This is a genomic window from Mucilaginibacter sp. GW821-FHT07G05, assembly GCF_059418565.1.
In genome coordinates this window covers 31,016-53,302 of sequence record NZ_JBWKQC010000009.1, presented here as the reverse complement: position 1 = coordinate 53,302, position 22,287 = coordinate 31,016, and the positions used below count along the sequence as shown (strand labels likewise).

16 protein-coding genes and 5 tRNA genes are annotated in these 22,287 nt (G+C 42.1%); 2 read left to right on the top strand and 19 right to left on the bottom strand.

Annotated features, from left to right (window positions below):
- Nucleotides 1-47 precede the first annotated feature (47 nt).
- Complete coding sequence (locus AC07NA_RS20500; RefSeq protein WP_494899350.1) at nt 48-479, top strand: universal stress protein; 432 nt, start codon at nt 48-50, stop codon at nt 477-479.
- A 60-nt stretch (nt 480-539) separates the two neighbouring features.
- Here AC07NA_RS20500 and AC07NA_RS20495 read toward each other — a convergent pair whose 3' ends face one another.
- Nucleotides 540-1,949: a UDP-glucose 6-dehydrogenase gene (locus AC07NA_RS20495; RefSeq protein ID WP_494899349.1), complete on the bottom strand. Its 1,410-nt coding sequence runs from the start codon at nt 1,947-1,949 to the stop codon at nt 540-542.
- Nucleotides 1,950-2,389: 440 nt separating this feature from the next.
- On the opposite strand from AC07NA_RS20495, the gene AC07NA_RS20490 reads away from it, so the two are divergent.
- Entirely contained in the window at nt 2,390-3,472 is a 1,083-nt protein-coding gene (locus AC07NA_RS20490; protein ID WP_494899348.1) for an endonuclease/exonuclease/phosphatase family protein, read from the top strand.
- 115 nt (nt 3,473-3,587) lie between these two features.
- Here AC07NA_RS20490 and rpoC read toward each other — a convergent pair whose 3' ends face one another.
- From rpoC to AC07NA_RS20400, 18 genes are all read right to left on the bottom strand, one after another.
- Nucleotides 3,588-7,877, bottom strand: a complete 4,290-nt coding sequence (gene rpoC / locus AC07NA_RS20485; protein ID WP_494899347.1) for a DNA-directed RNA polymerase subunit beta' — start codon at nt 7,875-7,877, stop codon at nt 3,588-3,590.
- A 103-nt stretch (nt 7,878-7,980) separates the two neighbouring features.
- Nucleotides 7,981-11,784, bottom strand: coding sequence for a DNA-directed RNA polymerase subunit beta (rpoB, locus tag AC07NA_RS20480; RefSeq protein WP_345212650.1), 3,804 nt, complete (start codon nt 11,782-11,784; stop codon nt 7,981-7,983).
- Between the two features lie 147 nt (nt 11,785-11,931).
- A complete protein-coding gene (gene rplL / locus AC07NA_RS20475; RefSeq protein ID WP_345212649.1) occupies nt 11,932-12,315 on the bottom strand; it encodes a 50S ribosomal protein L7/L12 in 384 nt (127 codons plus the stop codon).
- A 57-nt stretch (nt 12,316-12,372) separates the two neighbouring features.
- Nucleotides 12,373-12,891 carry a 50S ribosomal protein L10 gene (rplJ, locus tag AC07NA_RS20470; RefSeq protein ID WP_345212648.1) on the bottom strand — a complete coding sequence of 173 codons (519 nt, stop codon included), beginning with the start codon at nt 12,889-12,891 and terminating at the stop codon, nt 12,373-12,375.
- Between the two features lie 2 nt (nt 12,892-12,893).
- On the bottom strand, nt 12,894-13,592 hold the full coding sequence (gene rplA / locus AC07NA_RS20465; RefSeq protein ID WP_345212647.1) for a 50S ribosomal protein L1: 699 nt from the start codon (nt 13,590-13,592) through the stop codon (nt 12,894-12,896).
- 23 nt (nt 13,593-13,615) lie between these two features.
- On the bottom strand, nt 13,616-14,059 hold the full coding sequence (rplK, locus tag AC07NA_RS20460; protein ID WP_345212646.1) for a 50S ribosomal protein L11: 444 nt from the start codon (nt 14,057-14,059) through the stop codon (nt 13,616-13,618).
- Between the two features lie 180 nt (nt 14,060-14,239).
- Nucleotides 14,240-14,782: a transcription termination/antitermination protein NusG gene (gene nusG, locus AC07NA_RS20455; RefSeq protein ID WP_345212645.1), complete on the bottom strand. Its 543-nt coding sequence runs from the start codon at nt 14,780-14,782 to the stop codon at nt 14,240-14,242.
- Between the two features lie 12 nt (nt 14,783-14,794).
- The gene (gene secE / locus AC07NA_RS20450; protein ID WP_345212644.1) at nt 14,795-14,989 is read right to left on the bottom strand and encodes a preprotein translocase subunit SecE; all 195 of its coding nucleotides are present in this window, start codon (nt 14,987-14,989) and stop codon (nt 14,795-14,797) included.
- 20 nt (nt 14,990-15,009) lie between these two features.
- A tRNA-Trp gene (locus AC07NA_RS20445) sits at nt 15,010-15,080 on the bottom strand.
- Nucleotides 15,081-15,180: 100 nt separating this feature from the next.
- Nucleotides 15,181-16,368 carry an elongation factor Tu gene (gene tuf, locus AC07NA_RS20440; RefSeq protein WP_345212643.1) on the bottom strand — a complete coding sequence of 396 codons (1,188 nt, stop codon included), beginning with the start codon at nt 16,366-16,368 and terminating at the stop codon, nt 15,181-15,183.
- A 61-nt stretch (nt 16,369-16,429) separates the two neighbouring features.
- Nucleotides 16,430-16,501: transfer RNA gene (locus AC07NA_RS20435), tRNA-Thr, on the bottom strand.
- Between the two features lie 86 nt (nt 16,502-16,587).
- Nucleotides 16,588-16,660: transfer RNA gene (locus AC07NA_RS20430), tRNA-Gly, on the bottom strand.
- 92 nt (nt 16,661-16,752) lie between these two features.
- Nucleotides 16,753-16,833, bottom strand: a tRNA-Tyr gene (locus AC07NA_RS20425).
- 85 nt (nt 16,834-16,918) lie between these two features.
- Nucleotides 16,919-16,991: transfer RNA gene (locus tag AC07NA_RS20420), tRNA-Thr, on the bottom strand.
- Between the two features lie 253 nt (nt 16,992-17,244).
- Nucleotides 17,245-17,592, bottom strand: coding sequence for a ribosome hibernation-promoting factor, HPF/YfiA family (gene hpf / locus AC07NA_RS20415; protein ID WP_345212642.1), 348 nt, complete (start codon nt 17,590-17,592; stop codon nt 17,245-17,247).
- A gap of 12 nt (nt 17,593-17,604) precedes the next feature.
- Complete coding sequence (locus tag AC07NA_RS20410) at nt 17,605-18,501, bottom strand: tyrosine-type recombinase/integrase (RefSeq protein ID WP_494899346.1); 897 nt, start codon at nt 18,499-18,501, stop codon at nt 17,605-17,607.
- Between the two features lie 90 nt (nt 18,502-18,591).
- Nucleotides 18,592-18,783, bottom strand: a complete 192-nt coding sequence (gene rpsU / locus AC07NA_RS20405; RefSeq protein WP_345212640.1) for a 30S ribosomal protein S21 — start codon at nt 18,781-18,783, stop codon at nt 18,592-18,594.
- Between the two features lie 106 nt (nt 18,784-18,889).
- Complete coding sequence (locus AC07NA_RS20400) at nt 18,890-22,282, bottom strand: DEAD/DEAH box helicase (protein ID WP_494899345.1); 3,393 nt, start codon at nt 22,280-22,282, stop codon at nt 18,890-18,892.
- Nucleotides 22,283-22,287: the final 5 nt, after the last annotated feature.

Here is a 22,287-nt window from a genome sequence, read left to right as displayed (position 1 = left end):
TTTATCCTCATTGTTAATCAGGATACAACACTTAAACTTTGTATCCTATGGAAAATATTCTAATCGCTGTCGATATTGATGACAATGTAAACCACATACTTGACAAAACCACCGAGCTGATCTCCATAAATAATGCAAAACTATGGCTGATACATATCGCAGCTCCCGACCCTGACTTTGTTGGCTACAGTGTGGGGCCGCAGTACATACGTGACGACGTCGCTCATAACCTGCAAAAAGAGCATCATGCATTGGCAACATTAGTTGCAGGATTAAAACAGGCCGGGCATAATGCCGAAGGACTATTAGTACAGGGAGCAACCATCGAAACAATTCTCGATGAATCAAAAAAATTTTCGATTGATCTTATCGTGATGGGACGCCACGAGCATGGCTGGTTATACAAACTATTCAACAGCCCAACATCTGTAGATGTTGCCAATCAGTCAAAAATACCACTGCTGATAATTCCGCTTTAAAGCAAAAAAGGTTCCGCTGATTAGCGGAACCTTTTTATATATTCTATATTTTGGTAATGCTTATTTTGTAGCTTCTTTACCTATAACATATACTTTGAAACCAATTTCAGACAATTTTGCCTGATCAAGCAAGCTTCTTCCGTCGAATACGAAAGCAGGTTTCTTCATGTTGTCGTAGATCTTTTTCCAGTCGTAATCTTTAAACTCATCCCACTCTGTTAATACAGCAATGGCATGGGCATCTTTACAAGCTTCGTACGGATCTTCAACCACAGTAAGATATTGTTTGTTTTTTTCAGAGCTACGTGTTTCCAAATAGTCCAAATCTGAATATACCTGGCTTGCCGGTACTTTCGGATCGTAAACTGTGATACCTGCCTGCTCGTTCAACAAGTCATCAGCTACATAAATAGCGGCCGACTCACGGGTATCGTTAGTATCCTTTTTGAACGCCCAACCCAGGAAAGCGATCTTTTTGCCTGATACAGTATTGTAAAGTGTTTTTACAATGTTGTTGGCAAAACGACGTTTTTGGTGATCATTCATGATAATTACTTGTTCCCAGTAATCAGCAACCTCTCTCAAACCATAAGATCTGGCAATGTAAACCAGGTTCAAAATGTCTTTTTGGAAACATGAACCACCGAAACCTACTGATGATTTCAGGAATTTAGGGCCGATACGGCTATCGGTACCAATTGAACGGGCTACCTCTGATACATCAGCACCGGTGCGCTCGCATAACTCAGATAATGAGTTGATAGATGATACACGTTGTGCAAGGAAAGCGTTAGCGGTAAGTTTTGATAACTCAGATGACCAAAGATTAGTGGTTAACACTCTTTCTCTCGGTACCCAACGTGAGTAAATATCTACTAATGATTGTACCGCGTCCTGACCTTCAGGAGTAGTATCACCACCGATTAATACGCGATCAGGCGCATGTAAATCTTCAACAGCAGTACCTTCAGCCAAAAACTCAGGGTTTGAAAGTATCTGATAGTTTACACCGTTACCGGTATTTTGAAGAATATTTTTCACAGCTTCAGCAGTACGTACAGGCAACGTTGATTTTTCAACTACTATTTTATCAGTGGTTGAAACACGGGCTATCTGACGTGCGCAAAGCTCAATATATTTAAGATCGGCAGCCATACCTTTACCTGAACCATAAGTTTTGGTTGGGGTATTTACCGAAATGAAGATCATTTCAGCTTCGTCAATGGCTTTGTCAACTTCAGTAGAGAAGAAAAGGTTTCTTCCGCGGGCTTCAGCCACGACTTTATCTAAACCTGGTTCGTAAACCGGGATCTTTTCAGTATCCGGGTCATTCCAGGCATCAATACGGGCCTGATTTAAATCTACTACAGTTACCTGAATGTCAGGGCATTTTTGTGCAATAACAGCCATAGTTGGGCCACCTACATAACCGGCGCCGATACAGCAAATCTTCGTTATTTTTTTACTCATAAAAAATTAATGATCAAATACTCTGTTTATATTTTTTACTATAATTAACTAATGAAAACTATATTGATTTTCCGGCTCTTAGCAACCCTTCGCCTATTTTTCATGCTGTATAGCAATTTTTTACCTGCAACTATACAAATTTAACTTTCACAGCCAGCAAATGTATATATTTTAAATATGGCACTAAAATATTAAAAAAAATATAAATTAATCATTTTGAAATTGTTTTTTTTAAAAATATTTTAAAAACAATCACAAAAGCTATACCTTGTACTTAGTTAGCTAATTTACTGTACTATTGATGATGGGTTCTTTTCGCACATTCGCTGACTGATGAGCCCGAAACAGATATTGGTTTATAACTGCGCTAAATATAACCTAAAACCACAAGTAATTTTTACAATTATTTTATTGCCTTTTAAAAGACAATTACGCCCAAAATGAAGATGTTCAGGTGGCTTACCGCACCAACAAATAAATTAAAAGCTATTAACTGGAGTATTGTATTCACCGTTGTGCTATCCTTTTGCCTCGGCTGCAGCATACTTGCCTCCTTTACCGATCCTGGCCGACTTTGGATATTCGCGTTCGCGGCATTGGCCTATCCTATACTTTTGGCAATCAACCTGCTTATATTTATATGGTGGAGTGTTAAACGTCGTGCGCTGTTATTTATACCTGCTGCTATTATTTTATTGGGCTTATGGTTGGTACCGCAACATATCAAATGGTCTGGCGCAGGTAAATTAGTGCCGAAGGACACCTCGGCTATACGGATCATGAGTTGGAATGTACACCACTTTCAACCGGCTAAGGGCATATCAAAAGCATTAACCAACCGGATGCTGAAAATGATAGACAGCATTAAACCCGATATCCTGTCATTACAAGAGTACTACGATGAAACCAATGGCAAACGCAACCTTACCGATTCTATTAAAAAAATCCTCGGTACTCCTTATTACTACTTTCAACCTATTAAATTCCGGTATTCGGGTATTGCCATTTTTTCGAGATACCCTATCGTGAATACCGAATATTTAGGGTTAAAGAAAACGAAAAGTTGCAACCAGTGTATTTTTGCCGATGTAATGATGCACGGCAAAGTAAAGCGGGTTTATTCAGTTCACCTGCAATCGTACTTTTTACCGAAAAAGTTACCGGGCGAATCAAATCTTAACTACGCGGCCAGCATAGGTCATTTGTTAAAACTGGGTTTTATTAAAAGAAGCCGGCAGGTTAACCAGTTAAGTAAAGAGATCCGCACAAGCCCCTACCCTATTATACTGACGGGTGATTTTAACGATCCGCCGGCCTCATATACTTTCCATAAATTATCGAAAGGGCTAATTAATACTTTTAAAGAGCAGGGCTCGGGCTACGGCTCTACCTATGCCGAATCATTATTACCTTTCCAGATAGACTACATATTGGTGCCTAAAAACACACAGGTACAGCATTACCGTGTGGTTCGTCAAAAGCTGTCTGACCATTATCCGGTTGTTGCCGACATCAGCAAATAAGATCCATATTCTATTTCAAAGGCAAATTACCTCATCCACAAAAAAATATCAACCACAAAAAAACCCGGCAAATTGCTTTGCCGGGTTTGTATTTTACTCTTTTCAGAATAGCTTATTAAGCATCTACTTCTTCTGTTTTAGAAGCCATCAGCCTGTCAAACTCTTCCTGAGAACCTACACGGATATTTTCGTATTCGCGTAAACCTGTTCCTGAAGGAATTAAGTGACCTACGATAACGTTCTCTTTCAAACCAAGCATGTTATCTTTTTTACCTGCTATAGCTGCTTCGTTCAGTACTTTAGTTGTTTCCTGGAACGATGCCGCAGAGATAAACGATTTGGTACCTAACGATGCCCTGGTGATACCTTGCAGTATCGGGCTTGAAGTTGCAGGGATAGCATCTCTTACTTCAACCAGTTTCAAGTCGCGGCGTTTAAGTGCCGAGTTCTCTTCACGCAGTCTTCTAAGTGATACGATCTGACCTGATTTTAATGTAGATGAATCGCCCGGTTCAACAACAACTTTCTTGTCGAAGATCTCGTCGTTCTCTATCATGAAATCCCATCCGTCAACAGCTTCTCTTTCAAGGAAACGGGTATCACCTGCATCCTCTATAGCTACTTTCTGCATCATCTGGTGAACGATAACCTCAAAGTGTTTATCGTTGATCTTCACACCTTGCAAACGGTAAACCTCTTGTATACCATTTACCAGGTATTCCTGTACCGCGGCCGGGCCTTTAATAGCCAGGATATCGGCAGGAGAGATAGAACCATCTGATAACGGCATACCGGCTTTCACAAAGTCATTATCCTGTACCAAGATGTGCTTAGAAAGTGGTACAAGGTATTTTTTAACCTGGCCGTCTCTCGATTCGATAGTGATCTCGCGGTTACCACGTTTCACACCACCTAAGGTTACCACACCATCAATTTCGGTTACTACAGCCGGGTTAGATGGGTTACGTGCTTCAAACAACTCTGTTACACGTGGTAAACCACCCGTAATATCTCGCGTTTTACCGGTTGAACGAGGTATTTTAGCAATAACCTGTCCGGTTTGTAGTTTTTCACCTTCATCAACAGCGATGTGGGCACCTACCGGAATGTTATATCCTTTTATTATGTTTCCTTTATTATCAGCAACCTGGATAGAAGGGTTTTTGGTTTTATCCCTTGTATCGATAATTACCTTCTCGCGGTGACCGGTTTGCTCATCAGATTCTTCACGGAACGTGATACCTTCTAATACAGCCTCAAACTTGGTAACACCTGCAAATTCAGAGATGATTACCGCATTGTACGGATCCCATGAACAAATACGATCGCCTTTAGAGATCTTAGCGCCATCTTCAACGTACAGGTAAGCACCGTAAGGAATATTGTTAGTTACAATAACCTTGTTAGTACCTGCCTCAACAATGCGGAACTCACCAGAACGGCCTAATACTACATCAACATCGCCATCTTCAGCAGTGGCATATTTAACGGTACGTACGTTCTCAAACTCAATAACACCATCAAACCTCGCGTTAATTTGTGATTCTGCCGCGATGTTCGAGGCCGTACCACCCACGTGGAATGTACGAAGTGTTAACTGTGTACCCGGCTCACCGATTGACTGTGCTGCAATTACACCCACAGCTTCACCTTTTTGCACGCGTTTACCGCTTGCAAGGTTACGGCCGTAGCATAAAGCGCATACGCCACGTTTGCTTTCGCAAGTTAATACCGATCTTATTTCGATACCCTCTAACGGAGAGTTCTCAATCTTTTTGCCAATCTCTTCAGTAATATCCTGACCTGCCAGTACCAACACTTCGTTAGTAATAGGATCATGCACTTCATGCAGAGAGGTACGGCCTAAAATACGATCGTATAAAGGCTCAACGATATCCTCGTTGTCTTTAAGCGCGGTTGTGTAGATACCTCTTAAAGTACCGCAATCAACTTCACCAACAATCATATCCTGGGCAACGTCATGTAAACGACGGGTTAAGTAACCCGCATCAGCCGTTTTCAACGCCGTATCCGCCAAACCTTTACGGGCACCGTGAGTAGAGATAAAGTACTCTAATACCGAAAGGCCTTCTTTAAAGTTTGAAAGGATCGGGTTTTCGATGATCTCGCCACCTGAACCTGATTTTTGAGGTTTCGCCATCAAACCACGCATACCTGCAAGCTGACGGATCTGCTCTTTAGAACCACGTGCACCTGAATCAAGCATCATGTACACCGAGTTAAAGCCCTGGTTATCGTTAGACAGGATATCCATCACATTCGCGGTTAAGCGGTTGTTGATACGTGTCCAGATATCGATGATCTGGTTGTAACGCTCGTTGTTGGTGATGAAACCCATGTTATAGTTATTCATTACCTCTTCCACTTCTTTTGAAGCTTGTTCGATAAGCGTAACTTTTTGCTCAGGGATGTTAATATCTTTCAGGTTAAATGATAAACCACCACGGAATGCCATTTGGAAACCTAACTCCTTAATATCATCAAGGAACTGGGCAGCGCGTGCCATACCGGTGATCTTTACTACCTCACCAATGATATCACGAAGTGACTTCTTGGTAAGCAGCTCATTGATATAACCTACTTCTTCAGGCACGTGTTGGTTAAACAATACGCGGCCTACAGTAGTATCAATCAATTTAGTAACGATGCTGCCATCGCGTTCTTTGATCCTGCCTTTTACTTTAATAAATGCGTGCAGGTCAAGTTTCTTCTCGTTGTAAGCGATAATTACCTCTTCGGCAGAGTAGAAAATTAAATCCTGACCTTTAACCACACGTGTTTCATCTGTTTTACGGCCTTTGGTTATGTAGTACAAACCAAGCACCATGTCCTGTGATGGTACTGTAATTGGGGTACCGTTAGCAGGGTTAAGGATGTTGTGTGAGGCAAGCATTAATACCTGGGCTTCCAAAATCGCCGCGTTACCAAGTGGTACGTGAACGGCCATCTGGTCACCGTCAAAATCCGCGTTGAAAGCCGTACAGGTTAACGGGTGCAATTGAATCGCTTTACCTTCAACCAGTTTTGGCTGAAACGCCTGGATACCTAACCTGTGCAGCGTAGGCGCACGGTTTAGCAATACAGGGTGTCCTTTCAATACGTTCTCTAATATATCCCAAACTAATGGGTCTTTACGGTCAACAATCTTTTTGGCAGATTTTACTGTTTTAACCACACCACGCTCAATCATTTTGCGGATGATAAATGGTTTGAACAGCTCGGCAGCCATATCTTTTGGTAAACCGCACTCGTGTAATTTAAGGCTTGGGCCTACAACAATTACCGAACGGGCAGAATAATCCACACGTTTACCTAATAAGTTTTGACGGAAACGGCCTTGTTTACCTTTCAGGATATCTGAAAGTGATTTCAAAGCACGGTTACCTTCAGTTTTAACCGCGTTAACTTTACGTGAGTTATCGAATAACGAATCTACAGCTTCCTGTAACATACGTTTTTCGTTACGTAAAATAACTTCCGGCGCTTTAATCTCGATCAAACGTTTTAAACGGTTGTTACGGATAATTACACGACGGTAAAGGTCATTTAAATCTGAAGTAGCGAAACGGCCACCTTCCAGTGGTACCAACGGACGCAATTCGGGCGGGATAACCGGAACGATCTTAACGATCATCCATTCAGGGTTATTCTCGATCCTGGTTTTAGCATCGCGGAAAGCTTCAACAACCTGTAAGCGTTTTAAGGCTTCGTTTTTACGTTGTTGTGAAGTTTCATTAGCAGCCTGGTGACGCAGGTTGTATGATAATTCATCAAGGTTAAGGCGTTTCAATAATTCTTCAAGAGCCTCAGCACCCATTTTAGCCACAAATTTATGTGGATCCTTGTCATCAAGGTACTGGTTCTCTTTTGGTAATGTATCCAATACATCAAGGTATTCTTCTTCAGTTAAGAAATCCATTTTCTGGATGCCGTCACCTTCTTTAATACCCGGTTGAATAACTACATATCTTTCGTAATAAATGATCAGGTCTAACCTTTTAGTTGGAAGGCCTAATAAGTAACCAATTTTATTTGGTAACGAACGGAAGTACCAGATATGCGCAACAGGCACCACCAGATTGATGTGGCCCATACGCTCACGACGTACTTTCTTTTCAGTAACCTCAACACCGCAACGGTCGCACACGATACCTTTGTAACGGATACGTTTGTATTTACCGCAATGGCACTCATAATCTTTCACCGGACCGAATATACGCTCGCAGAATAAACCATCACGTTCAGGTTTGTAGGTCCTGTAGTTAATGGTTTCCGGTTTTAAAACTTCACCGCTTGAACGCTCAAGGATAGACTCCGGAGAGGCTAAACTGATAGTAATAGTGGTAAAATTACTTTTGATTTTATTATCCTTTTTGTAAGACATAGTCTCCTTTTGTTTTATTGTTGTTGAAAGGTTATAAAGTTGGAATGTTGTAACGTTGACTTAACTTTTCAACCTTACAACCTTCCAACATTACAACAACCCCTTATTCTAACGTGATATCCAAACCTAAACCTCTTAATTCATGAACCAATACGTTGAATGATTCAGGAACTGATGGTGTAGGCAGGTTTTCACCTTTAACAATAGCCTCATAAGTTTTAGCACGGCCGATAACATCATCCGATTTAACGGTTAATATCTCTTGCAGGATATTTGAAGCACCGAATGCCTCTAATGCCCAAACCTCCATCTCACCAAAACGCTGACCACCAAACTGGGCTTTACCACCCAATGGCTGTTGTGTAATTAATGAGTATGGCCCGATAGAACGCGCGTGCATCTTATCATCAACCATGTGACCTAATTTCAGCATGTAGATAATACCTACAGTAGTTTGCTGATCAAAACGGTCACCCGTTAAACCGTTGTACAGATAAGTACGGCCTGACTCTGGTAAGTTTGCCTTTTTAACCCACTCTTCAACCTCTTCGTGGCTTGCACCATCAAATATCGGCGTAGCGAATTTCATACCCAGCTCTTTACCTGCCCAGCCTAATACTGTTTCGTAGATCTGCCCAAGGTTCATACGTGAAGGTACACCCAGCGGGTTCAACACGATATCAACCGGAGTACCGTCTTCAAGGAAAGGCATGTCTTCGTCACGTACAATACGTGCAACAATACCTTTGTTACCGTGACGACCGGCCATTTTATCACCCACTTTAAGCTTACGCTTTTTAGCGATGTATACTTTAGCCATTTGTACGATACCTGATGGCAGCTCATCACCCACGCTGATAGCGAACTTATCCCTGCGGTAAGCGCCCAGTTCTTCGTTAACTTTAATGTTATAGTTATGAAGAAGTGTTTTTATCTGGTCGTTCTTATCATCATCAGTGGTCCATTTAGTTGGGTTGATGTTTTCGTAGTTCAGTTCGGCCAGTATTTTTTGTGTGAACTTAACACCTTTAGCTACAAAAAGCTCTTTGTAAACGTTGTAAACACCTTGTGATGTTTTACCGTTAACAATTTCGAATAATTTGTCAACCAAAGTATTCTTAAGGTCTTTTATCGCTTTTTCGTGTTTAGTATCCAGTTTCTCAATCTGCGCTTTTTCTTCAGCTTTTGAAGTCTTTTTAGCACGTGAGAATAATTTGGTATCAATTACAACACCCGCAATTGAAGGCGGAGTTTTTAATGACGCGTCTTTAACGTCACCTGCTTTATCACCAAATATGGCACGTAATAATTTTTCTTCCGGTGAAGGATCTGATTCACCTTTAGGGGTGATCTTACCAATCAGGATGTCGCCTTCTTTAACCTCGGCACCTACACGGATAATACCGTCTTCGTCAAGGTCTTTAGTAGCTTCTTCTGATACGTTAGGGATATCCGGTGTTAACTCTTCTTCCCCACGTTTGGTATCGCGCACTTCAAGTTCAAATTCTTCAACGTGTAATGAGGTAAAGATATCTTGTGATACCACACGCTCAGAGATCACGATCGCATCCTCAAAGTTGTAACCTTGCCAAGGCATGAACGCAACCTTTAAGTTACGGCCTAATGCAAGCTCACCATTTTGGGTAGCGTAACCTTCGCAAAGCACTTGTCCTTTTTCAACTCTCTCACCTTTCTTAACGATAGGCTTAAGGTTCATGGTAGTACTTTGGTTGGTTTTCTTGAACTTGGTTAAACGGTAAGTCTTGGTATCGCCATCAAAAGAGATCAGGCGGTCAAGCTCATTACGGTCGTATTTTATTTTAATTTCGGTAGCGTCAACATATTCAACCACACCATTGCCTTCGGCATTGATCAGTGTACGTGAATCTTTTGCTACACGGCCTTCCAAACCTGTACCAACAATAGGCGCTTCCGGACGTAATAATGGTACGGCCTGGCGTTGCATGTTCGAACCCATCAATGCACGGTTAGCATCATCATGCTCCAGGAATGGGATCAATGATGCCGCAATTGATGTGATCTGGTTTGGAGCGATGTCCATATAATCAAGTCTTTCCGGCTCGATGATCGGGAAGTCACCCTCGAAACGTGCTTTTACACGCGGGTTGGCAAATTCACCTTTATCATCATAATAAGCATTAGCCTGACCGATAGTTTTACCGTCTTCATCTTCTGCCGACAGGTAAACAACCGCCTCATCAACCATTACTTTACCATCAACCACACGTTTGTACGGGGTTTCGATAAAACCAAGGTTGTTGATCTTAGCGTGTACGCAAAGTGATGAGATCAAACCAATGTTCGGACCTTCCGGTGTTTCGATAGTACACAAACGACCGTAGTGGGTGTAGTGTACGTCACGAACCTCGAAACCTGCACGCTCACGCGACAGACCGCCGGGCCCAAGGGCTGACAGACGACGCTTGTGCGTGATCTCTGCCAGTGGATTGGTTTGGTCCATGAACTGTGATAGCTGATTGGTACCGAAGAACGAGTTGATCACTGATGACAGTGTACGCGCGTTAATCAGGTCGGTTGGTGTGAACACCTCGTTGTCGCGAATGTTCATACGCTCACGGATGGTACGGGCCATACGTGCTAAACCTACACCAAACTGTGCATACAATTGCTCACCTACCGTACGTACACGACGGTTTGATAAGTGGTCAATATCATCCACCTCAGCTTTAGAGTTGATCAATTTGATCAGGTACTTCACAATAGCGATGATATCCTGTTTGGTTAAAACTTTGGTTTCATCAGAAGTATCCAGTTTCAATTTACGGTTGATGCGGTAACGACCCACATCGCCCAGGTCATATCTTTTATCCGAGAAGAATAAACGATCGATGATACCACGTGCAGTTTCCTCATCAGGTGGTTCAGCGTTACGTAACTGGCGATAGATGTGCTCCACCGCTTCTTTCTCAGAGTTCGAAGTATCTTTTTGTAATGTATTATATATAATAGTATAATCACCGCTGGTTGAAGCATCTTCCTTGTTCAGGATGATGGTTTTAACACCCGCGTCGATGATCATATCGATATGGTCGTCTTCAAGTATGGTTTCACGCTCAAGGATGATCTCGTTACGATCGATAGATACCACTTCACCAGTATCCTCGTCCACGAAATCCTCAACCCATTTTTTAAGCACCCTTGCAGCAAGCTTACGGCCAATAAATTTCTTTAAGCCTGATTTGCTTACTTTCACTTCATCGGCAAGTTCAAATAATTCCAAAATGTCTTTATCTGAATCATAACCAATAGCACGAAGTAACGTGGTAACCGGGAATTTCTTTTTACGGTCAATATATGCATACATCACGTTGTTAACGTCAGTAGCAAACTCAATCCATGAACCTTTGAAAGGTATTACACGGGCCGAGTATAATTTAGTACCGTTGGTGTGGCGGCTCTGGCCAAAGAACACACCGGGTGAACGGTGCAGCTGTGATACAATAACACGTTCGGCGCCATTGATAACAAAGGTTCCTTTCGGTGTCATGTAAGGGATAGTACCCAGGTACACATCTTGCACTATGGTTTCAAAATCTTCGTGCTCTTCATCATTACATGAAAGGCGAAGTTTTGCTTTTAAAGGCACACTATAAGTTAACCCGCGCTCGATACACTCTTGTATATCATAACGTGGCGGATCAATAAAGTAGTCAAGAAACTCCAAAACGAAGATGTTTCTTGAATCGGAAATAGGAAAGTTTTCAGCAAACACCTTGAACAACCCCTCTTTATAGCGGTTGTCTGAAGTAGTTTCCAATTGAAAAAATTCCTGGAAAGATTGTAACTGCACATCCAGGAAATCCGGGTAATCCAATACCTTACGGCTGGTTGCAAAGTTTACTCTTTGATTATTTTTGTTTGCCAAGGGATTATAATTTTAGTTTACTAATAAACTGTGTACTTGTTTGATTAAAGTTTTTCCTGAACTTCAAACAAAAATGGGTGTAATATAAACAGCAATAGACCCCGACCTAAAACGGTCGGAGTCTGATGCTATTGTGTGTGTGGTTAATTATTTAACCTCAACTACCGCTCCGGCTTCTTCTAATTGTGCTTTAAGAGCTTGCGCTTCTTCTTTAGTTACACCAGTTTTTAATTCTTTAGGTGCACCGTCAACTAAGTCTTTAGCTTCTTTCAAGCCAAGGCCTGTAAGGTCTTTTACTAATTTAACTACAGCTAATTTTGAACCGCCAGCTTCTTTCAAGATAACGTCAAATGCAGTTTGCTCAGCAGCAGCTGCAGGAGCATCACCACCATCAGATGGAGCAGCAGCAACAGCAACAGCTGCAGCAGCAGGCTCAATACCATACTCGTCTTTTAAGATTTGAGCTAATTCGTTTACTTCTTTTACTGTTAAGTTAACTAACTGTTCAGCAAAGGCTTTTAAATCTGCCATTTTATTTAATTTTTTACTTTAATACGTTTTGTTTAATATCGAACTTAAGGGTGTTCGTTAACCTCTTTCTTGCAATGTTTTTACAACACCTGCCAGTATATTTCCGCCTGATTGCAATGCAGAAACAACGTTCTTTGCCGGTGATTGCAGTAATCCTATCACTTCGCCTATCAGTTGTTCTTTTGACTTTAGTTTGGTCAAAGTATCTAACTGATTATCGCCAATGAATACAGCTGAATCGATGTATGCTGCTTTTAAAACCGGTTTGTCACCTTGTTTTCTTAATTTCTTGATCAACTTTGCCGGAGCAGTTGCTGATTTTGAAAAGAAGATTGATGAAGAACCTTTTAAAACATCATATATCGGACTGAAATCTCCGCCGGCAGCTTCCATAGCTTTTTTAATCAAGCTGTTTTTTGCTACCTGTATCTTAATGTCGTTTTCGAAACATTGACGACGGATATTATTGATTTTTGCAACCGTTAAATCTGAAGTATCAGTAATATAGAAATTACCGTACTCTTTAATCTGTTCAGTAAGGGCAAGAACAAGATCGTATTTTTCTTCTTTATTCATGATTAAATCCCCGCTACTGTTTTGGTTTCAATTTCAATTCCTGGCGACATAGTTGAAGAGAGATGGATACTCTTGAAATATGTTCCTTTCGCTGCAGATGGTTTTAATTTTGAAATGGTTTGCAATACTTCCAAAGCATTTTCATAAATTTTATCCGCAGGAAAAGATGCTTTTCCTATTGAAGTGTGGATGATACCTGTTTTATCAACTTTGAAGTCGATTTTACCACCTTTAACCTCAGTTACAGCTTTACCAACTTCTGGTGTTACTGTTCCTGATTTTGGGTTAGGCATAAGGTTACGCGGACCGAGAATACGACCCAAACGACCTACTTTAGCCATAACACTTGGCATAGTGATGATAATATCAACATCAGTCCATCCGCCTTCAATCTTGGCAATATAATCATCCAAACCTACAAAATCTGCACCTGCGTCTTTTGCTTCCTGCTCTTTGTCAGGCGTGCAAAGTACTAAAACACGTACAGTTTTACCGGTTCCATGAGGTAATGTTGCTATACCACGTACCATTTGATTGGCTTTACGAGGGTCAACACCTAAACGAACATCTATATCAACTGATGAATCAAACTTGGTTAGAGTAAGCTCTTTTACCAATGCTGACGCAGCTTGTAAACTATAAGATTTGTTAGCCTCAATTTTGGAGAGTGCCGCTTTTTGATTTTTTGTTAATCTAGCCACTGTCTTAAACTGATTTGTATAAATTAATTATTCCAGGGAGCCGTACCAGATACGGTAATCCCCATACTGCGGGCAGTTCCTGCTACCATTTTCATGGCTGATTCTACTGTGAACGCATTCAAGTCAGTCATTTTATCTGTGGCAATTGTTTGAACCTGATCCCAACTTACGTTGGCAACTTTTTTACGGTTAGGCTCAGCCGACCCACTTTTTAAACCTGTAGCTTCCAATAACTGGATAGCAACCGGTGGGGTTTTAATGATAAAATCAAAAGACTTGTCAACGTATACAGTAATAACCACAGGTAACACTTTACCAGGTTTATCCTGGGTACGTGCATTAAACTGCTTGCAAAATTCCATAATGTTCACACCCTTTGCACCCAATGCAGGGCCAATTGGTGGAGATGGATTCGCAGCGCCGCCTTTCACTTGTAGTTTTACTAACGCACCGACTTCTTTTGCCATTTTAATTTACTTTAATTATTACTCAATGTTAGTAAGTGGAAGCTATGTAACATTTTGTTGATGAGTGGTGCTTTGTGAATGGTGAGCCGTAGCCCAGCATAAAAACAATCACCCAACTTCTTTATATATGTGTGGCGGTATGCAAGTGAATCAATAACTCACTATCTACCGCTCACCAAATTATTCTTTCTCTACCTGCATGTAATTCAATTCGAGCGGCGTACGGCGGCCGAATATCTTTACCATTACTTTCAGTTTCTTTTTCTCTTCGTTAACCTCTTCAATTACGCCGCTAAAGCCATTGAAAGGGCCATCCATCACTTTTACGTTTTCACCCACGTAATATGGTACGTTGATGGTTTCGGTTTGTGATGTCATTTCGTCAACCTTACCTAAAATACGGTTAACTTCTGCCTGGCGTAAAGGGATAGCATTACCTGCTTTGTCACCCAAAAAGCCAATTACACTATTGATGTTTTTAATAATGTGCTCAAGCTCGCCATCAAGGGCGGCTTCCATTAAAACATAGCCCGGAAAATAGTTACGCTCTTTAGCTATCTTTTTTCCATCACGCATTTGATAATACTTTTCGGTAGGTATTAACACCTGCGGTATCAAATGAGAAATACCGAGGCGACTAACCTCAGCATCTATATATTGTTTTACTTTCTTTTCTTTACCACTTATGGCTCTTACCACGTACCATTTTAACTGATCACTCATCTATATCAAATATTAAGCCAGTGAACTATAAAACTGTTTAAGCAAGTAACCGATACCTTGATCCATCACGAATATTAAGGCAGCGATTATAATAGCAGCAACCAATACCAGTATAGCACTGTTAAGTAACTCTTTCCATGTTGGCCAGGTTACTTTTTGGGTTAACTCTATGTACGACTCCTTAATATATTCAGTTACGTTAGCCATTTTCTACTTTGCTCTATATGCACGGGAACAAGGATTCGAACCCTGATCAAAGGTTTTGGAGACCTCTATTCTACCGTTGAACTATTCCCGTGTATTATTGTTGTTCATTATGAAACAAAGTACTCAGACTAATCCGAGTACTTTGTTTGTATAATTAACCTAACCTTTAGTGCTTGCGCGTTTAAAGGGGATTATTTTAAGATTTCAGTTACCTGACCGGCACCTACTGTTCTACCACCCTCACGGATAGCGAAACGCAGACCTTTTTCCATCGCGATAGCGTTGATCAACTTTACAGTGATGGTAACGTTATCACCTGGCATAACCATTTCTACACCTTCAGCAAGTGAAATTTCACCTGTTACGTCAGTAGTACGGAAATAGAATTGCGGACGGTATTTGTTGAAGAATGGAGTGTGACGACCACCTTCTGCTTTTGACAATACGTAAACCTCAGCTTTGAAATCTGTGTGAGGAGTTACTGAACCTGGTTTACAGATAACCATACCACGACGGATATCAGTTTTCTCAATACCACGTAACAATAAACCTACGTTGTCACCAGCTTCACCACGGTCAAGGATCTTGCGGAACATCTCAACACCTGTTACGGTTGATTTTAAGTTCTCAGCACCCATACCTAAGATGTCAACTTGCTCACCTGAGTTAATTACACCACGCTCGATACGACCTGTTGCTACAGTACCACGACCAGTGATCGAGAATACGTCTTCAACCGGCATCAAGAAAGGAAGATCAGTTAAACGTGGAGGAATTGGAATGTAGTTATCTACAGCGTCCATCAGTTCCATGATCTTACCAACCCACTGAGGATCTGCGTTAAGACCACCAAGAGCTGAACCTTGAATAACTGGGATATCATCACCTGGATATTCGTAGAATGATAATAATTCACGAATTTCCATTTCTACTAATTCTAATAATTCCGGATCATCAACCATGTCAACTTTGTTCATGAAAACAACAAGTGCAGGTACACCTACCTGACGAGCTAACAGGATGTGCTCACGGGTTTGAGGCATCGGACCATCAGTTGCAGCAACCACAATGATTGCACCATCCATCTGGGCAGCACCTGTAACCATGTTTTTCACATAATCCGCGTGACCCGGGCAGTCAACGTGTGCGTAGTGACGGTTAGCAGTTGAGTACTCAACGTGCGCTGTATTAATAGTGATACCACGCTCTTTTTCTTCAGGAGCAGAGTCGATTGAATCGAAAGAACGAGCTTCAGATAAACCCGCATCAGCTAATACTTTTGTAATTGCAGCTGTAAGGGTGGTTTTGCCGTGGTCAACGTGACCAATAGTGCCGATGTTTAAGTGCGGCTTGCTACGGTCAAACTTTTCTTTTGCCATGATGTATATTAATTTTGTAGGTTAATTTTTATTTAAAAATATTCTTTAATCTCTTAAATTGAGCCAACAATGGGATTTGAACCCATGACCTCTTCCTTACCAAGGAAGTGCTCTACCCCTGAGCTACGTCGGCTGATGTTTAGTTTTCAGTTGCCAGTTTAAAGTTTGCAGTTGTTATGCTGCTTACCGCGAACCTTGCACTGTCCACTATTTTTATTGAGCGGAAGACGAGGTTCGAACTCGCGACCTATAGCTTGGAAGGCTATCGCTCTACCAACTGAGCTACTTCCGCTTTTCTTTAAATTAGTGATTGAGTGAATTATCGCTTAATCTTTTCAGATCAAATCAACAATTCACTCATTCAATCCATCACTAATTAAAATGTGGGGGGAGAAGGATTCGAACCTTCGTAGCCGAAGCAACGGATTTACAGTCCGTCCCATTTGACCGCTCTGGTATCCCCCCGGTTGTTAATTTTAGATTCTCCATGCTCGATGCACCAATAATGGAAGCATCAGTACATTTTGCATCTCAAACCTAAAATAAACAGAGCCTCCTATCGGGATCGAACCAATGACCTACTGATTACAAGTCAGTTGCTCTACCAGCTGAGCTAAGGAGGCTTATTATTTTACCTTTTCTCTATCTCTGTTCACCTTATTAGCGGCCGCAAAGATATAAATGGTTTTATAATTACAAATTTTATTTTTTTCTTTTTAAAGAACGATCCCTTTTCTTCGTTTTTGCGCCGTTAAGCACCTCCCCGAAAGGGACTGCAAATCTACAAAAATTTATACCCGTTCAAAATTTTTTATCAAAAAAAATCGACAGGCTTTTTACCTGTCGATTTTCGCTTTGATTTACTGTATTTTACGTTTAAAATTCCTCTTCGGCCGATGTGAGTATTGCCTTCTTGGCAACGGCATCAGCCGCATTTTTCTTCTGTTTGTGCTTTTCTATCTGCTTGCGGAGGCTCTCGATAGCCAAATCAGTAGCTTCTTCAAAGGTTTTACATTTTTCTTTGGCAAATATGGTATTGCCCGGCAGCTGAAGTTTTATCTCCGATATCTTATTTGCTTCATCTTCAACATTCTCCAGCTTCAAATAAACTTCCCCATTAATTATATGATCATAAAATGTATCGAGCTTATCGGCTTTTTTCTGTATGAAATCCAACAATTTTTTGTCTGCAGTAAAATGAATTGATTGCACTGTGATTTTCATGGTTCCTCCGTTTTATGCCTTTGGATGGGCGAGTTTATAAATAGACTTTAATCGTTCAACTGAGTTGTGCGTATAGATTTGCGTGGCGCTTAAATTGGCATGCCCCAGCAGCTCCTTAATAGAATTAAGATCGGCCCCGTTGTTTAAAAGAGCGGTTGCAAAGGTGTGCCGAAGCACGTGCGGGCTCTTTTTATTTTGGGTAGATATGTAGGAAAGGTATTTATGCACAATTAAATATATAAGTTTCGGGTAAGCGTTTGCTCCTTTATCTGTAACGATCAATATTAAAGAATTGTTATCAAAATTTTGCATTTTCTTTAATTCCACGTAATCAGTAAGTAAACGCTTCAGCTCGGTATTCACCGGGATAATGCGCTCCTTATTGCGCTTGCCTAAAACCTTTACCGTGCCCTCATATTGGTTAATATCGGTTTCTTTGATGCCTAACAGCTCGGCCAGGCGTATACCTGTACCAAACAGCAGTTCTATCACCAGCTTATCGCGCAGGCCCTTAAAATCAGTATTAAATACCGAATCATCATCGAGCATTTTAGCCAGTTTTATATCTTCTACCACCACGGGTAGTTTTTTAGGGATTTTGGGCGTATTGATTTTGGCGGTGGGGTTAACAGTAATTACGCCCTCCTGCACCAAAAACTTAAAGTATTTGCGCAGTGTGGCTATTTTACGGTTAACGGAACGGGCAATAATTTTATCATCCATCATGGTCACCATCCAGCTGCGGATGTCGTGATGGGTAATTTCAGCAGGATCTGTAATAGGGGGAACTTTCGGGTCGCTATTTAGAAAGCTCAGAAACTGGCCAAGATCGGCACTGTAAGCAGCAACTGTATGAGGTGAGTACCGCTTTTCGAATTTAATATATTGTATAAAACGCTCTAAAAACATAAAAACTACTCATACATCCAGGGAAATGAATGTACAAATAGTTTTAATATGTAGTTAGAAAATCTGAAAATTTCTTTTTACAAAGAAAAATTAAGATGGATCTAAGTTTAAGCCTTGTTTGTAGATAGCGTTTTTAACTGTAGTTCTACGAGTGATAGATTTTTTTTCAAAAGCCTGGCGACTGCGTAGTTCTCTTAAAACACCGGTCTTTTCAAATTTCTTTTTAAAGCGTTTCAATGCTTTATCTAATGATTCACCGTCTTTTACGTTTATTATAATCATAATCCTCTAATACCTCCTTTCAGGGACGACAAAGGTAAGCACAAAGTTTTGAAAATCAAACACTAATTTCAAATATGAATATTTATGTTCCGGATAGCTGAAACGGCTAAGAATCAAGCAGTGAAAGCAGGTCGGCTTTCGAGAGGTTTTGCAAATTGAAACTGCCCGAGCGTATCAGGCCGTTGATCAGTACCTTTTTTGATTCCTGGAGCTTCTGCACCTTGTCTTCAATAGTATCGGGGCATATCAGCCTTACGGCTACCACGTTTTTATGCTGACCGATACGGTAACAGCGATCTATGGCCTGGTTCTCTACCGCAGGGTTCCACCATGGGTCAACCAGGTACACATAATCGGCAGCGGTGAGGTTAAGCCCCGTCCCTCCTGCTTTCAGGCTGATCAGGAATACCCGCGTATCGGGGTTGGTTTGAAAATCATTCACCACGTCTTCCCTGTTCCGCGTGCTGCCGGTAAGGTAAGCATGCCTGATAGCACGCGAGCGCAGCTCTTTCCTAACCAGATCGAGCATGGCCACAAACTGCGAGAACACCAGTATTTTATGATGCGGCGCACGCATTTCAATCTGCTCCAGCAGCATATCAACTTTGGATGATTCTTCACCCGGCAGTTTCTCATCGCCTAATAATAGCGGCGAATCGCAAAGCTGGCGCAAACGGGTTAGTCCGCGCAGTACATGTACTGATGAAGCCGGCAGCTCTTCCTGTGTAGTAGCCGATATATATTCGCGGAACTCGCGTTCGTAAGCGAGGTACATTTTGCGCTGCTCTGCCTGCATTTCGCAATACAGTACCATTTCTGTCTTATCGGGCAGTTCCTGCGCTACCTCCTGTTTGGTACGCCTTAATATAAAAGGCGCAATCTTATTTTGCAGTTCGCGGGCGCGTTTGCTTACCCTAAACTTATCAATTGGTGATGAGTAGATGTCCTTAAAATATTGCTTACTGCCCAACAATCCCGGGCAGGTGAAGGATAGCTGGCTGAACAGATCGAAGGTGTTGTTCTCTATCAGCGTACCGGTAATGGCAACACGGTTACGGGCCTGAAGCAAGCGGGCCGCCTTATAACGCTGCGAGCCGGGGTTCTTGATATTCTGCGATTCATCGAGGAAAATATAGTTGAACATATACCTTTTCAAAAAGCCAACATCAGCCAGCAGGGTGCCGTAGGTGGTTAAAACCAGCTCGTAATTATCAAAATCCTCAGTATCCTTTACCCTGCCTGCGCCATGCAGCGTGAGTATTTTTATAGACGGCGCAAACCTTTGCACCTCGGCCTGCCAGTTAAACACCAGCGATGTGGGTACAATTAACAGGTTCACGTTCTTCTCGACTTTGGTGCGCTGCAACAGCACAAAAGCGATGATCTGCAATGTTTTGCCCAGCCCCATGTCGTCTGCAAGGCAGCCGCCAAAATTGAGGTCATCCAGCAGGTTAAGCCAGTTAAGGCCTTCGTGCTGGTACTGGCGCATGGTAGCGTTCAACCCTTCGGGCACCGGCACTTCGTTTATATTTTCGAGCTTGCTTAAGCGGGCTTTATAACCGGCTATTTCCTGCACCACCTGCTCATCAATCATTTCCTTATCGTACAGTGCAGCAATAGCCTCGTAGTTTATTTTGGCGGTGATGAGGGTATCGTCGTCCAGCACTTCGCCGGAGGTAAAATACTTGGTGAATTTTTCTATCCAGTCGTCGGGCAGTATACCCAGGGTGCCGTCGTCAAGCTGTACAAATTTGCTTTTGTTGCGTATGGCTTTATGCAGATGCTTCAGCGAAGCCTTTTTGCGGCCGAACCGCGCGTTTATTTTGGCATTGAACCAGTTTACCCCGCTGATCACCTGTACCGTTATTTTGGCTTTGTGCGCGTTGAGCCTGTTCCCGCTCAATTCGTTAAAACCAAGTATGGTTATGCCCTGGTTTCGCCACTCTTCAAAAGCATTCAGGAACCACCCGGCATCCAAAAAGCGTTTTTTATGGAGGTAGAAGTATTGCAGGTCATCCTCTAACTGCCCTAAAAAATCGGGATGCTGCTTGATGAGCATCGCCATAAAATCCTGCTCGGCCTGCTCATCGCGCTTTACGAGGTACTCGTTGCCCTTATCGTCAGATGTAAATATTTGTTTTGTAGTTCGTATAGAGATCTCTACCTCATCATAGCGCATCACCGGTACTATCATTACATGCCGCCCAAAGTCGGACAGGTAGATGATCCGCTCTTCGTTCTGGTAGATCTGCTGCCTTGCAATAAGTGATTTGGTAGCGGGTTTTATGTGTGTATAGTTCACCTCCATCTGCTCTTCCAGCTTGCCCAATACCTGGCCGCGGAAGTTTTTGTACTGTGTATGATGGATCAGCAGCTCGTATTTATCCCTGAATAACTGGATCAGCCCGAGCATTTGCAGGTCTTTCACCAAATAAAGCGTGTCTTGTAACTCGATGAAGTAGGTAAATTTCAGCATGAGGTCTTTCAACAGGTAGGAAGTATCCCCTATTTTCAGCAAACCTTTTATCTCATAAAACTCTCCCTTGGGCGTTACCGACAGATTGATATTCTTCGTTATCCTTGATAGCTGCACCGGGCTCAAAGCGCTCGCGGTAACCTTTTCACTGGCTTCAGCATTGTGGGCATATATGGCATATTCCATAGGGTTTTTCACTATAGCCCGCAAATGGTTCAATGCCGTAGCAGATCGTTTGGCATCAATAGCCTGCTGAAAATAAGCGGTAGCTGCCAAAAATTTCATGGCCGGTAAATCCTCATTGCCCGCCAGTAATGACAAGATATTGACCGCCGTCAGCGGGTTTTTGATCTTCCCCTCCTTGGTAGCGGCTCCGTCATATAGTTCAATAATGAGGTGCTTGTAGTACTTATGCTCCCGCAATACAATGGCGCGGATAGTATCATCACCCGCAACATCGGCCACCAGCAAATCAGGCTGACCGTTATTGAAAAGCAGCTCATTCACCGTTTTCAAACTTTCGGCAGTCGAGGAAAAAAGCGAAGCTATTTTAGGCTTGGCACTTAAACGCTGACCTATGTACTCCAACTGAAAGTACACATCCAGATCGGGTGCTTCTTCCAGTCCGTAAGCACGGGCAACCTCCAGCAATTTGCGCCTGCGGAGAGAAGGATCAAAGAAGGCCAATACATCTTCCCTCCTTATAATATAGGTAAGCACCTGCACCTGGTGTTCGCAAAGCGTGTTTTCCTGCAAGCCGCAGCCACACGAAAGCACAACACGCCCCGTCTGCTGCACAACCGCCACTTCCGGAAACTGGCTGTATTTAGATGTACTCCCGAACAGCCCCTCGTTAACTGATAACTCAACCGCAACAATACCCGGCAAATAGGAAGAAGCCTGCTCTATGTACAAGCTATGCTTTAACAGCTCGCCCTCGGTAAGTACCGATACCTCTTTATCCAGCACATACGTATGCCGGGGAGCATGGTGGGTGTCGCTATCTTCGTTTATAGTATTCAAGCTGT